Here is a 13,879-nt window from a genome sequence, read left to right on the forward strand (position 1 = left end):
GGCTGGGGACTGCCCAGCCACCGACCGCGCCGCCGGTTTCCGGTGCTCCCGCGGTCGCTGCCGCTGGTGTTCCCGCACCTGCGCCGGCTTCGGCGGTGCCGGTTTCGGCGTTGCCGGGGTCCGGGGTTCCGTATGGATCGTCGGCCGATCGGTCCTCGGCGCCGCGGGGGCGTCGTGGGCGATGGGTGGCCGGTGCCGTGATCGCGGTGCTGGCCGTGACCGCCGCGGCGCAGGCGGTCTGGGTCGGGCATCTGTCGGGCCGACTCGACGCCGCGGAGCGCACCGTGCGGGCCGACCGTGACCGGCTCGACGCTCTCGACGGCCGCACGCAGGCGCTCGAACAGCGGGCCGGTTCCGCCTTCGACGCGCGGGCGATCGCGGACGCCGCCGTGCCCAGTGTCTTCCGCGTGGCGGCCGGTCCGGCGACGGGCACCGCGTTCGCGGTCGGGAAGCCGGCGGCCGGCGGTGGCACCAACCTCGTCACCAACTTCCACGTCGTCGAGGACGTCCACGACGACGGTGGTCGGCAGGTCTTCCTCGAACGGGAGGGCGCGCGCTGGCCCGCCACGATCGTCAAGGTCGACAAGGCCAACGACCTGGCGCAGCTCACCACAAAGGCGTCGTTCACGGGGCTGGCGACCGCGAGCGGCGGCGTACGCACCGGTGAGCAGATCGCCGTCGTCGGCGCCCCGCTCGGGTTGGCCGACTCGGTGACGACAGGTGTCGTGAGCGCCATGCGGCCGATGGACGACTCACCCGGGCCGCTGATCCAGTTCAGCGCGCCGATCAACCCCGGCAACTCCGGCGGACCAGTGATCAACTCGGCGAAGCAGGTCGTCGGCGTCGCGACCGCCAAGGCGGTCGACGCCGAGGGCATCGGGCTCGCCGTGCCGATCGACGTGGCCTGCCGGCTCTTCCCCGTCTGCTGACGACCCCCCATCAGCGCTCGACCCGGCGGTCGCCGGGCGGAGCGGCACGGGCATTTCCCCAACCCCCCACGGGAACGACCGTTCCCGCGACATCTGGAGCAGAACGATGACCAACCCCGACCCCAACCAGGAGACCACCGCGTTCCCGCCGGCGACGCCCGAGCCGCCGACCGTCCCGTCGGTGACCCCGCCGGCCGCCGCGCCGCAGCCGGCATCCCCGTACACGGCACCGGCCCCGCAGCCGGCGTCGCCGTACGCGGCACCGAGCACGCCGGCGTCGCCGTACGCGGCACCGAGCACGCCGGCGTCGCCCTACCCGGCACCGACCACGCCTGCCGCGCCTTACGCCGCACCGACGACCCCGCAGCCCTACGGCGCCCCGGCCCCGCAGCCCGCGTCCCCGTACACCGCGCCGGCGACGCCGACCGCCCAGCCCTACCCCGCCACCCCCGCGGACCAGCCGACCGCCGCGAACCCGTACGCCGTCCCGCCGGTGTCGGGCCAGCCCGTCTACGGCGCCCCGTACCCGGACCAGCCGCTGTCCGCCACCCCGTACAGCGTCCCCCCGATGGCGCCGCCGAAGCAGCGCCGTACCGCGGTGCTGGTCCTCTCGATCGTGACCGCGTTCCTGTTCATCGCGAGCGGCCTGCTCGGCGGCCTGCTCGTCGCCCAGCGCGGCGAGACGAGCCGGGCCAACACCGAGATCGCGGCGCAGCGGGACGAGATCACCGCCAAGACGAAGAAGCTCGACGAGATGGAGGCGAACCTCAACGCCGTCAACTCGGAGAACCTGCTCAAGGGCCAGGAGCTCGAGGGTTCCAAGAACGACCGCAACGAGCAGGAGCGCCAGAAGAAGGTCGTGGCCAAGTGCCTCGACCTGCTGATGGACGCGTTCTCCGCCGACACCGAGTCGCAGTTCGACAAGCGCATCGCGGCGGCCGAGAAGACCTGCGACGAGGCCGACCGCTACATGTGAGCGCACCCTGCCGGTCCCGCGCGAGCGGGGCCGGCGGGTCGGACAGCGCGATCGGCGCCTAGTTGCGCTCGGGCAGCAACCGCTGCACCAGCGTTGCCGGCATCAGGGCGTGCGCGATGCGGAGCATGATGTCTCCGGCCGAGGGCGGATTTTCGGCGGTCGCCGCGGCGGCCTGGGTCTCGGCCTCCGTCGCCCGTCGTTCCTCCGCGCGCTCCGCCTTGCGCGCCTCGACGAGGTTCGTGAACTCACGCAGGCGCCGGGCGGTCTCCGCGTCGGGGTCGGGGTGCCGGGCGTCGGCATGCAAGGTCTTCACCGCCGAGTCCCAGACGAGCTCGAGCCGGCGGCGCGGTTCGTCGACGATGCTGCGCTCGGGCGCGTCGCCCTGAGGGACGTAATCGCTCACAGGCACCTGCCAGTAAGTGTCCGAGATATCGGCCGGCCGCACCTGCCGTTGCTCATCCGCCGCCACAGGACCTCCCCTCAGCCTCACCATAGCGGGTCCTCGAGATCCACCTGCTCCCTCTTTCGGAGGAGGCTGTGATAACGCTGGAGTTTCAACGCGAAGCGATAAGAGACATACAGGAAGTTGATTGCGGACACGGCGAATAGGCCGACCCACACTGGTTCGCTGATGCCAACGATGGCGATACCGCCCGGGAGGTGCCCGTGGTGTGACGTGAAGTAGACACCGATTGCCACGAAGCAGACCGCGGCGGTGACCAACTGCGACAAACGGGCGAGCAGCGACGAGCCGACCAGCGTCTGTGCGTCGCCGGCGAAGCCGAACCAGGATGCCGCCGCGGCGGGGATCGCCAGCAGAAGCGCCGGCACGCTGGCCGGTTGGGTATTGGCGGAGACCAGGTGGCCCATCAGGCCGACCAGCGCCGTGCACGCCGCGGCGGTCACCGCGGCCGCCGCCCGCGAGCCGGGCGGCACCTCCTTGAACTGGGCGAGCAGGTAGAGATCACGGAAGTAGGGCTTGGTGGAACTGCCGAAACCGCGGAGATACAGGTGTACGAAGCTCTGGCCGGACCGCGGACGCAAGCGGAAATGCCGGTCGGGGTCGCGGACCCGCGGACTCTCGGAGTCGGTCGTCGTCGTGTGGAAGCATCCGAACTCACCTTGCGGGTCGGCGGTCGGGACCCAGTCGCGCGCCACGTCGAGGCCGCATCCGTGGCAAAGGAAATGCTGGCCGAGCACGTATTTGTTGTCCGGACCGTTAAGTCGCATGTGGTAGCTGGCGGCGGTCGACGCTAGTTGCAGCGGCAACGCGATCTGATAGGGCTTGATGCCCAGCATCACCCGCAGCATCCCCCGGTTGAGGCCGAGCAGCACCCGCATCAGCCCGCGCCGCCGCTTGCTGAGGGCCGCGGGCACCAGGGCCCGTTCGTACCGGAGCAGCACGCGGTTGCCGGCCACGATTTCTTTCGGGGCGACCGCGACGATGGGGTACGCGACGCTCAGCGCGAGCACGTAGAGCTGCAGCTGCCGGCGCCCGTCCGCGCTGATGAGCGTGCCGACCAGGTCGAGCGACGAGGCGATGTTCTCGGCCGCGGTGGCGGGATCCACCCGCCCGCGCCAGGTGATCTCCTGCAGGAGGAAGAGATAGGCGTCGCCGAGCCGCGGATCCAGCTTCTCCAGCAGCTCCGTGATGGTCTTCTCCGGGACGGGCTCGGCGGTGATCTGGTCAGGCGGCAGCAGTTGGTCGCCACCGTCGTCGGGCTCCGGCGCCGCGATGACGCCGACCGCGGCGTTCTGTAGCAGCAGGATCAGCCCCGCTGCGGCGAGCCGGGTCGTCTCCACGAAAGAGAGGTCGGACAACGACCGGCCGGAGGCGTCGGCGAGCCGGAAGTTGTCGACGAGTTGCCCCTTCATCGGCGACAGCACCGGCACGTAACGCGGCACGTCCGGGGTGGCGACCGGCGGCAGCGCGAACTCGACCGACACGTGCTGGGTGATGACGCGTTCCTCTAGGCCCACCGTCTCGGCCACCCGCTGCCGGTGCCGTGGCGGGTCGATGACCAGCGCGACGAACGTGAGAACGTCGTCGAGCCGCAGGTGGTGTTCGTCGAGCGCCTTAGCGGCATCGTCGCGGAGCTTCCGAAGGAGCCGCGGATCCGGCTGCGGCGGCGGCACCTTCCGGCGGGCGGGCTCGGCCAGCCGGTATTTCAGCCATTGGAAGAGCAACAACCCGACGGCGGCGGCCGCGACCACGAGACCGACGCGAATCCATCTCTCGAATTCGTCGCCGTTATTCGCGAATCGCCCGCGGAACAACCCACTCGTAGCGCCGGTCGCCAGAAGACCGCCGGCCGTGAGGCTGAGACCGACGGTGACCACCGAAAGCGAACGCCGCGCCACTGATGCCTCCGATGTCGAGACAATCGGACGGGATTCAGAGTGGCATTCGGATTTATCGGTTGTCCATGGCCAGGTTGACGGCTGTGGAAAACCGGCGCCGGATATCGCCGGATCGGTTGATGCGAATGGGTCGACCGGTCGACATCGTTCCCCTGTCGGCGCTCAGCCGGGGACGACCGCCAGCGGGCGCGGGGAGTCCGAGGGCAGGCCGTGCCACGGGTTCGGCATCCAGCGGTCCGTGACCAGGCCGAAGCCGGCCCCGCGCCAGGCCATTACCCGGCGGGCGTGCTCGAGCTGCCACGGCGGGACACTGTGGATCAGGTGGCCGTCGCCGGGGAGCGCGCCCTCGCCCGCCCACGACTGGTAGTCGTCCCAGGCGCCCTCGAAGACGCAGATCGGGACGCCCAGGTCGCGGTAGACCGGCTCCGGCGGCGCGCCCGGGTTGAGGACCGCCGCGAACAGGCCGGCGCGGCGGGCGACGCGGACGGCGAGCGCCACCGGACCCATGCCGAAGGCGCCCGTGGGTGACTGGTCGAGGAAGACGCCGGACATCGGGTACGCGGTCCACCCCTCGACGTCGGCGAGGATGTCCGCGATCGGGCGGGCCGAGTAGCCCAGGTCCACATAGCCCAGCATCGGCACCCCGGCGGCCGCCAACTCGGCGGTGGCGACGGCGTAGGCGGAGTCGGGCGCGCGGCCCGGCCCGTCGTGCACGTTGACGATCACCGTGGCACCGTCCAGGCGGTCCGGGTCCCAGGCGTGCGGGTCCTCGTGCGGGTGCACGTAGAGCGGCACGAGCCGGGTCGGCGCCGGGGCGGCGGTGGAGGCGCCGGGCACCCGGCGGGGCAGCTCGATCATCGGTAGCTCCCGGGATGGAAGACGGTGTGCGCGGTGGCGGCGAGGCCGAGCACCGCGGTCGCGGCCAGGCCGGCCACCGTCGCGGGCAACATCACCTGGATCAACGAGTCGACGGCGCCGCCCGGCACGGCCACCAGCCAACCGACCGCCGGGACCGCCGCGAAGGCGACCGGTGCCAGCGCCAGCAGCGCGGCCAGCAGCAACCGGCCGCGGGTGGCCAGCAGCAGCGTCGCCGCCCAGGAGCCTGCCAAGAGCAGACCGGCGGCGAGGGCCAGCACCAGCGTGCGCGCGTCCGGGTGGCGGGACAGCTCGTACGGCAGCCGGAACGCCGCGAACAGCAGTGCCGCCCCGACGGCGAGCGGCGGGAGCAGCGCGGTGAGCGTGACCGCGCCGACCGCGCGCAGGTGCCGGCGGTAGGCCGCGACGTCGTCGTACAGGTCGAGGCCGGCACCCGCGTGCGCCGCGTGCCACCCGACGAACAGCTCGATAAGCGGCACGGCAAGCAGCAGCGGCAGCGTGGCCGGCGGCAGCCCGCCGCCCGGCGCGAGCCGCCAGACGAGCAGGAACGCGCCCGCCTGCCCGAGACCGATCAGCAGGTACGCGAGGACCGCGCCGACCGGGGTACGCGCCGGGATCCGGGCGGTGGTCGGGTCGCGGCGCACAGCGGGTGCGAACGCGCGCGCGGCGGCGAGCCCGATCGCGGCGCCGAGCGCCCAGACCGCGTGCTCCGGCACGAGGCCTGTCAGCAGCCCGACGCTGACCAGCCAGGCCGGCACCGACCAGCGCAGCACCGCGCCGACCCGGTCGCCGACGAGCGCGGCGGCGACACCGGCGAAGGAGAGCAGTTCGACACCGCAGACGGCGTACGCGACGGCGCGCTCGCCGACCAGGCCGGGCGGGCCGACGGCCACCAGCGCCGCGCCGCCGGCCGCGCCGAGCAGCAGGCCGGCCGCGACCCGGCGCAGCGCCGCACCGGTCGCGCCGTGCGCCGCGCGGGCGTACCCGGCGCAGGCCAGCGCCTGGCCCCCGGACCAGCCGAGCACCAGCGTCGCGGCGAGCAGCGGCCAGCCGACCCGGGCGAGCGTCGCGCCGGCCGCCGTGGCGGCCAGGGCCGGTGTGAGGAACAGCGCCGCCCGGGCCAGCGCGGCACGGGCGAACGGCGCGACCGCGGGCCGGGCCGGGTGCTGGCGCGGGCGGGCGCGCTGGGCCCAGAGCTGGGCCAGGACCGCCTCGCCGAGCGCGAACACGGTCGGCACGCCGTACCTCACCTGCGCCTGCCGGTCGCTGATGCCCGCCGCCTCGATGGCCGCGACCAACTCGTCCACGTCGACGACGACCACGCTGCCGGACGCGAACCGCGCGGCCAGATCGGCGACGGACCGCGGTGGCGGCCCGCCTGTGTTGATCAAACCCGGCCCGGGACCGACCGTCGGAGCACTCATACGGTCGCCCCCCGCACGTCCGTGTAGAGCGCCCGGTAGGCCGCCAGCATCCGGTCGACCGTGAAGTGGGCCAGGGCCCGGCTCCGCCCGAGCGCGCCGAGCGCCCGCCGCCGGTCCGCGTCGCCGAGCAGCTCGAGGCAGGCCTGGCCGAGCGCGACCGGGTCGCCCGGCGGCACGATCAGGCCCGCGCCGCCCACCACCTCCGGCACCCCGCCGACGTCGGTGCTGACCGTCGGGCGGCCGCACATCATCGCCTCGATGATCGTGTACGGCATGCCCTCGGAGATGCTCGACAGCGCGACGACGTGCCCGTCCGCGTACGCCTGCCGGCTGCTGGTCACCGGGCCGGACAGGTCGACGGCCGCCCGCAGGCCCAGCCGCTCGATCAGGTCGAGGCAGCTCGCCGCGTACTCCCGGCCGGTCTCCGGCACCGGGCCCGCGAGCCGCAGCCGGGCCAGCGGCTCGGCGTCGCGGACAGTCCGCATCGCCCGGATCAGCGTGTGCAGGTCCTTGAGCGGGTCGATCCGGCCGACCCAGGTGACCGTCGGCACGGTCGGCTCGGTGGCCAGCGGCGGGTAGCGCAGCGGCTCGACGCCGTTGGGCACGACCACGACCTTGGCCGGGTGGGCGCCGTGCCGCAGCTCCCAGCGCTGGTTGAACCGGCTGACGGCGGCGACGAGCGCGGCCTCGGCGTAGCCCAGCCGGGCCAGCGCGCGGTAGAACCGCAGCAGCACGGTCTTGACCGCGACGGGCCGGGCCGAGCCGTACTCCAGATAGCGTTCCCGCAGGTAGACGCCGTGCTCCGTGAGCAGGAACGGCACGCCGGCGCGCCACTTCGCCGCCAGCGCGACCAGCACCGGCAGGCCCGCGGCGGCGGGATGGCAGACGTCGACCGGCGGGGTCCGGTAGGCCAGCGGGCGCACCGCGTGCTCGAGCAGCACGGCCGCGGCGCGGGCGTCGCGCAGCGAGAGCCGCGGGAGCGGCGGGCGACCGGCCGCCGGGCCGGCCGACGCCTGCCACGCGTCGAGCAGCACCTCGGCGAGCTCGACGCCGAACAGCGGATGGGTGCCGTCGCCGGACAGCTCGGTGAGCCGGCGCAGCCCGTCGGCGAACATCCCGGCGCTGTGCGGGTCGTCGCCGAGCAGGCCGCGACAGAGCAGCACGGCGGCGGCGGACGCGGCGCGGCGGCGCCGGTGGCGGGTGATCCGGCCACGGGCGGTGACCGGGCGGTCCCATACGGGGTACGTGTCGACCGCGGTGACGGAGGCCGGCACCGGGTAGGCGGCCTCGCGCGGGCCACCGTGCCCGGTCAGCGCGACGACGTGGAACGCGTGCCCGTCGAGCCCGTTGAGGATCTGGTGGCACCAGGTGCCGACGCCTCCGGGCGCGTACGGGTAGGTGCCTTCGTTGATCAGTGCTACGCGCACGACGGGACTCCGTGCGCCGCGGCGGCGGCGGTCTGGGTCATGCAGAAGGCAACGACCCACCGGCGCGCCGACGCGCCCGCTGTCTGTTAAGCGACAGAGCGACTAAGCCACGGACCCGAACATCTGCGTCCAGTACGGGCTGCCGTCGGACGCCTTGGCCAGCCCGACCCCGATCGCCTTCGCGTCGCAGTTCAGGATGTTGGCCCGGTGCCCGGGGCTGTTCATCCAGCCGTCCATCACCGACGCCGCGTCCCGGTAGCCCATCGCGACGTTCTCGCCGATCGCGTTGTCGTAGCCCGCGTCCTGCGACCGGTCCCACGGCGTGCTGCCGTCGCTGCCGTCGTGCGACATCTTGTTGTGCTCGGCCTGGTCCACGCTGTGGAGCTGGGCGGCCTGGGTGAGCTTGGCGTTGACCGTCACCGGACCGCAGCCGTTCGCGGCGCGCTCCTTGTTGGTCTCGGTCACGACCTTGGCCTGCTCGGTGCCGCCGGCGCCGTTGGTGGAGACCGAGGTGGTCGCCCGCTTCTTGGCCGGCGACGCCGTCGTCTTCTTCGGCGCCGGAGTGGTCTTGCGCACCGTCGGCTTCGGCGACGGCGGCGTGGTGGGCGTGAGCTCCGGGGTGGGTGACGGCGCGGACAGCGGGTCCGAGTAACCGCTGTCCGGACCGTCCTCGATCGCGTCGGAGTCGAACGCGCCCTCGCCCGGGCCGGCGATGGCGCCCTGGGTGGAGCTGTTGGAGGTGCCGACGAGACTCGACGGGAGCAGTGCCGCCCCGGCGCCGAGGCCACCTAGAATGATCATGACCACGAACGCCAGACCGAGGGGGCCGAACGTACGCCGCGGGTCGCGGTGCTTCCCCGCGCCGGCATGCTCCATGTCCCGCACCCGGTCCCTCCTAACGCGACCCCCTTTTGGGGCGAATCTGTTGCGCCGAACCGTCCGGGACGCTATACGTGACCTGCTGAATCGGGCAATCTGCCTAAGGAATTCCTAAGGCTTTCTTGTTGCGCTTGACGAACGCGGGCCGCAGGCGGAACATGGAGGTGTCGCCAGTCGCGCCCGATCGTGCCCACTTGTGCCCGTGGGCAGACGTCGCGAGGCATTGGGCGCGCGTTGGCCGGCCATTTCCGGCTGCGCTTTACAAGGAGACGATATGGCGAAGGCCCTCTACGGCCACGTGGGTTCCGCGCCGGACCGGCGCCTGCTCGACGAGGTCACCCGATTGCGTGCCCGGGTTCAGGCACTCGAGTTCGAGATCACGCGGTTGCGCGCCGAGAACGACCGGCTCGCCGCAGCGGCTGCCGAAGCAGATGGCCTGCTCCGGCTCCCTGAGCCCGCGCTGACCTGAGCCCGACGGCCGGCTGACACCCGGCTCGCATGACCCGCACGCACCACCAGAAGCGCGCCGTCACATATGTGCCGGCGCGCAGCTTTTTGCCCCCGGTTCCGTGCTGCCGCCGCTCGGCGTGTCGCCGGCATCACCCCAGGTGGGGCCCCATACTGCCGGGAAGCCGCCGAGCCCCGAGGGGGGCTCGGGGATACGCTTGGCGCGGACACCCCACGTTGCCCCGACGGCGGGCCGTCGGACGAGGACTCGATTAGGTGCATCTCAAGAGCTTGACCGTGAAGGGCTTCAAGTCCTTCGCCTCCGCGACCACGTTGCGGCTGGAGCCGGGCATCACCTGCGTCGTGGGCCCCAACGGCTCCGGCAAGTCCAACGTGGTCGACGCGATCTCCTGGGTGCTGGGCGAACAGGGCGCCAAGGCGCTGCGCGGCGGCAAGATGGAAGACGTGATCTTCGCCGGCACCGCCGGCCGGGCACCGCTGGGCCGCGCCGAGGTCACGCTGACGATCGACAACGCCGACGGTGCGCTGCCGATCGACTACACCGAGGTGTCGATCACCCGCCGGATGTTCCGTTCCGGTGAGAGCGAGTACGAGATCAACGGCAACTCCTGCCGCCTGCTCGACATCCAGGAGCTGCTCAGCGACTCCGGCATCGGCCGCGAGATGCACGTCATCGTCGGGCAGGGCCAGCTCGACGCCGTGCTGCACGCCAAACCGGAGGACCGCCGCTCGTTCATCGAGGAGGCGGCCGGCGTCCTCAAGCACCGCAAGCGCAAGGAAAAGGCGCTGCGGAAGCTCGACGCGATGCAGACCAACCTCAACCGGCTCACCGACCTGACCGCCGAGCTGCGCCGCCAGCTCAAGCCGCTGGGCCGGCAGGCCGAGGTAGCCCGGCGCGCGGCCGGCATCCAGGCCGACCTGCGCGACGCGCGGCTCCGGCTGCTCGCCGACGACCTGCACACCCTGCGCACCACGCTCGACAAGGAGATCGCCGACGAGGCGGCCCTGCGGGAGCGCCGCGAATATGTGGAGGACGAGCACGAGCAGGTGCAGCGCCGGCTGACGCAGCTCGAGGCCGCGCTGGCCGAGGACGCGCCGCTGCTCGCCGCCGCGCAGGACGCCTGGTACAAGCTGTCCGCGCTGCAGGAGCGGTTCCGGTCCACCGAGCAGCTCGCCAGCGAGCGGCTGCGGCACCTGTCGGCCACGCCCGACGACGAGCGTCCCGGGCGCGACCCCGACGAGCTGGCCGCCGAGTCGGAGCGGGTGCGGGCGCAGGAGGACGAGCTGCGCGGCGCGCTCGAGGACGACCAGGACCGGCTCGCCGAGGCCGTCGAGTCCCGGCAGGGGCTGGAGCGCCAGCTCGCCGCGGCCAGCAGGCGCTGCGCGCCGCCGCCAAGGCGATCGCCGACCGCCGGGAAGGGCTCGCCAAGCTGACCGGTCAGGTCAACGCCGCCCGCGCCCGCACCAGCAGCGGCGCCGAGGAGATCGAGCGGCTGGCCGCGGCGCACGCCGACGCGCAGGCCCGCGCCCAGCGCGCCCAGGCCGAGGTCGACGCGGTCGCCGCCGAGTCCTCGGAGGCCGACCTGGCCGACGCCGACCTGGACGCCCGTCACGACGAGGCGGTCGCCGCGCACGAGGCGGCGGCGGCCGAGGTCCGCGAGCTGGCCAACGCCGAGCGGATCGCCGAGAAGGACGCGGCGACGTGGAAGGCCCGCGAGGAGGCGCTCTCGCTCGGCCTGCGGCGCAAGGACGGCGCCGGCGCGCTGCTGGCCCGGGCCGACCAGGTGCCCGGCCTGCTCGGCAACCTGGCCGGCATGCTCACCGTCGAGCCGGGCCACGAGGCGGCGCTGGCCGCGGCGCTCGGCGCGCTGGCCGACGCGGTCGCGATCGCGGGCGTCGACGAGGCGGCCGAGGCGATGCGGTTCCTCAAGATCCAGGACGCCGGCCGGGCCGCGCTGCTGGTCGGCACGCCCGCCGGCCCCGGCATGATCGGCTCGCCGGACGCGCTGCGCCCCGCCCTGCCGGACGGCGCGCGCTGGGCACCCGACGTGGTCCGCTGCGACGACCGGATCCGGCCCGCCGTGCACTGGGCGCTGCGCGACGTGATCCTGACCGAGAGCCTGGAGGCGGCGACCCGCGCGGTGGCCGGCAACCCGCAGCTGCGCGCGGTCACCCCGGACGGGGACGTGGTCGGCGCGTACGCGGCCGCCGGTGGCTCGGCCAAGGCGCAGAGCTTCATCGAGCTGCAGGCGGCCGTCGACGAGGCGGCGGCCAACCGGGCCGCGGCCGAGGAGCGGATCGACCTGCTCCGCACCCAGCTCGCGACCGCGCGGGCCGCCGTCGCCGGCCGCAAGGAGGCCGTGCAGGTCACCGAGCGCGAGAAGCGGGCCGCCGAGGGTCAGCGCAACGCCGCGGCCCGCCGGCTGGCCGAGCTCGGCGCCGCCGCCCGGTCCGCCGCCGCCGAGACCGAGCGGCTGGGCGCCTCCCGGGCGCGCGCCGAGGAGGCCCGCGACCGCGACCTGACCGCGGTGGCCGAGCTGGAGACGCGGCTCGAGCTGGCCGAGAGCACGCCGCTGGACGAGGAGCCGTCGACCGAGGAGCGCGACCAGCTCGCCGCGATGGTGCCGCAGGCCCGGCAGAACGAGATGGAGGTCCGGCTCGCGGTGCGTACCGCCGAGGAGCGGGTCGCCTCGATCGCCGGCCGGGCCGACTCGCTCGCCCGCCAGGCCGCCGCCGAGCGGGCCGCCCGGGAACGGGCCGCGTCCCGCCGTGCCGCCCGGGTCCGCGGTGCCGGGATCGCCCGGGCCGTGGAGATCGGCGCCCGCGAGGCGCTGGCCCGGGTCGCGGTCTCGCTGGCCGCGGCCGAGGAGACGCGCGACGCGGTCGCCAGCGCGCGGTCCGCCCGCGAGGCCGAGTTCCAGGAGGTACGCGCGGCGGCCAAGCGGCTCAGCGCCGACCTGGAGCGGCTGACCAGCGAGGTGCACCGGGACGAGGTCGCCCGGGCCGAGCAGCGCATGCGGATCGAGCAGCTCGAGATCAAGGCCGCCGAGGACTTCTCGCTCGACGTCGAGACGCTGGTGGCCGAGTACGGCCCGGCGCAGCCCGTACCCCCGACGCAGGTCGCTGTCGCCGCGGCTGCCGCGGCCGGTGAACCCGAGCCCGAGGCCATGCCCTACCACCGGGCGACCCAGGAGAAGCGGGCCGCGAAGGCCGAGCGCGAGCTGGCCCTGCTGGGCAAGGTCAACCCGCTGGCGCTGGAGGAGTTCGCGGCCCTGGAGGAGCGCTTCAAGTTCCTCTCGGACCAGCTCGAGGACCTCAAGAACACGCGGCGTGACCTGCTCACCGTCGTCAAGGACGTGGACGACCGGATCCTCGAGGTGTTCACCAGCGCCTACCACGACACGGCGCGCGAGTTCGAGCAGGTCTTCGGCGTGCTGTTCCCGGGCGGCGAGGGTCGCCTGGTGCTCACCGACCCGGAGGACATGCTGACCACCGGTGTCGAGGTCGAGGCCCGCCCGCCGGGCAAGAAGATCAAGCGGCTGTCGCTGCTCTCCGGTGGCGAGCGCTCGCTGACCGCGGTGGCGATGCTGGTCGCGATCTTCCGTGCCCGGCCCAGCCCGTTCTACATCATGGACGAGGTCGAGGCGGCACTGGACGACGTCAACCTCGGCCGGCTGATCACCCTCTTCGCCCAGCTCCGGGAGAAGAGCCAGCTGATCATCATCACCCACCAGAAGCGCACCATGGAGGTCGCCGACGCGCTGTACGGCGTGACCATGCGCAACGGCGTCACCGAAGTGATCAGCCAGCGGCTCGGCAGCGAGGAGGACTGATGCGGCCCAAGGCCCTGGCGCTGCTGGTCGATCTGGACGGCACGTTGCGCCGCTGGGACCCGGAGGTGATCCACGGCATCGAGGCGGCGCACGACCTCAAGCCCGGCTCGCTGTACGGGACGGCGATGGACTGGTCCCGGCTCATGCCTGCGATCATCGGCGAGATCACCCACGACGAGTGGGCCGACCTGATCGCGGCCGACCTGGCCGACCAGACCGGCGACCCGGACAGGGCGCGCGCGGCGGTCAAGGAGTGGGAGAACTACCGCGGGTCGGTCGAGCCGGGTCTGCTGGCGCTGATCCGCGACGCCCGCGGCGCGGGGATCAAGGTCGGGTTGGCCACCAACGCGACGGACCTGCTCGACACGGACCTGCGGACGCTGGGGCTGTCGGACGAGTTCGACGCGGTGATCAACTCGTCGGTGCTGCACATCCCGAAGCCGGCCCCTGAGTATTTCGGCGCGGCCTGCATCGCGCTGAAGACGCCGCCGAACCGGGTCCTGCTCATCGACGACAGCGCCCGCTTCGTCTACGGCGCCCGCGCGGCCGGGTTGTCCGCCCACCGCTGGACCGGTCCTTCCGACCTCCCGTATATCCGCGCGGCGCTCGGCCTCTGACCGCTATGCGGCTGGCCATAGTTGGCACACTGCTCGATAGTGACTTCCGCTATGCTCCTTGGTATGGGCAAGACCACGATCAGTGTCGA

The 13,879-nt window shown here is 73.3% G+C and carries 10 protein-coding genes and 1 pseudogene; 5 read left to right on the forward strand and 6 right to left on the reverse strand.

Annotated elements, in window-relative coordinates; translation table 11 throughout:
• Positions 1-185 precede the first annotated feature (185 nt).
• A complete protein-coding gene (locus Asi02nite_RS13150; RefSeq protein WP_239126684.1) occupies positions 186-929 on the forward strand; it encodes a S1C family serine protease in 744 nt (247 codons plus the stop codon).
• Between the two features lie 106 nt (positions 930-1,035).
• Positions 1,036-1,905, forward strand: a complete 870-nt coding sequence (locus Asi02nite_RS13155; RefSeq protein WP_203712885.1) for a hypothetical protein — start codon at positions 1,036-1,038, stop codon at positions 1,903-1,905.
• A gap of 58 nt (positions 1,906-1,963) precedes the next feature.
• On the opposite strand, the gene Asi02nite_RS13160 is transcribed toward Asi02nite_RS13155, so the two are convergent.
• The 6 genes from Asi02nite_RS13160 to Asi02nite_RS13185 form a co-directional block, all read right to left on the reverse strand.
• Entirely contained in the window at positions 1,964-2,374 is a 411-nt protein-coding gene (locus Asi02nite_RS13160) for a hypothetical protein (RefSeq protein ID WP_203712886.1), read from the reverse strand.
• Positions 2,375-2,391: 17 nt separating this feature from the next.
• Positions 2,392-4,266 (reverse strand): hypothetical protein, encoded by a 1,875-nt coding sequence (locus Asi02nite_RS13165; RefSeq protein WP_203712887.1) that lies wholly within the window; start codon positions 4,264-4,266, stop codon positions 2,392-2,394.
• A 162-nt stretch (positions 4,267-4,428) separates the two neighbouring features.
• On the reverse strand, positions 4,429-5,124 hold the full coding sequence (locus tag Asi02nite_RS13170) for a spherulation-specific family 4 protein (RefSeq protein ID WP_203712888.1): 696 nt from the start codon (positions 5,122-5,124) through the stop codon (positions 4,429-4,431).
• A complete protein-coding gene (locus Asi02nite_RS13175) occupies positions 5,121-6,566 on the reverse strand; it encodes a hypothetical protein (RefSeq protein ID WP_203712889.1) in 1,446 nt (481 codons plus the stop codon). Before Asi02nite_RS13175 ends, Asi02nite_RS13170 begins: the two co-directional genes overlap by 4 nt.
• A complete protein-coding gene (gene pelF / locus Asi02nite_RS13180; protein ID WP_203712890.1) occupies positions 6,563-7,993 on the reverse strand; it encodes a GT4 family glycosyltransferase PelF in 1,431 nt (476 codons plus the stop codon). Before pelF ends, Asi02nite_RS13175 begins: the two co-directional genes overlap by 4 nt.
• A gap of 102 nt (positions 7,994-8,095) precedes the next feature.
• On the reverse strand, positions 8,096-8,869 hold the full coding sequence (locus Asi02nite_RS13185) for a CAP domain-containing protein (RefSeq protein ID WP_239126694.1): 774 nt from the start codon (positions 8,867-8,869) through the stop codon (positions 8,096-8,098).
• Between the two features lie 277 nt (positions 8,870-9,146).
• Between Asi02nite_RS13185 and Asi02nite_RS13190 the strand changes: the two genes are divergently transcribed.
• The 3 genes and pseudogenes from Asi02nite_RS13190 to Asi02nite_RS13200 all read left to right on the forward strand — a co-directional run bounded on the left by Asi02nite_RS13190 (position 9,147) and on the right by Asi02nite_RS13200 (position 13,790).
• A complete protein-coding gene (locus Asi02nite_RS13190; RefSeq protein WP_089254960.1) occupies positions 9,147-9,341 on the forward strand; it encodes a hypothetical protein in 195 nt (64 codons plus the stop codon).
• A gap of 254 nt (positions 9,342-9,595) precedes the next feature.
• Positions 9,596-13,173 (forward strand): annotated as a pseudogene (smc, locus tag Asi02nite_RS13195) (chromosome segregation protein SMC).
• A complete protein-coding gene (locus Asi02nite_RS13200; protein ID WP_203712996.1) occupies positions 13,170-13,790 on the forward strand; it encodes an HAD family hydrolase in 621 nt (206 codons plus the stop codon). Before smc ends, Asi02nite_RS13200 begins: the two are co-directional and overlap by 4 nt.
• The last annotated feature ends 89 nt before the right edge of the window (positions 13,791-13,879 follow it).

Origin of the sequence: Asanoa siamensis, from assembly GCF_016862555.1 — a bacterium.
Classification (GTDB): domain Bacteria; phylum Actinomycetota; class Actinomycetes; order Mycobacteriales; family Micromonosporaceae; genus Asanoa; species Asanoa siamensis.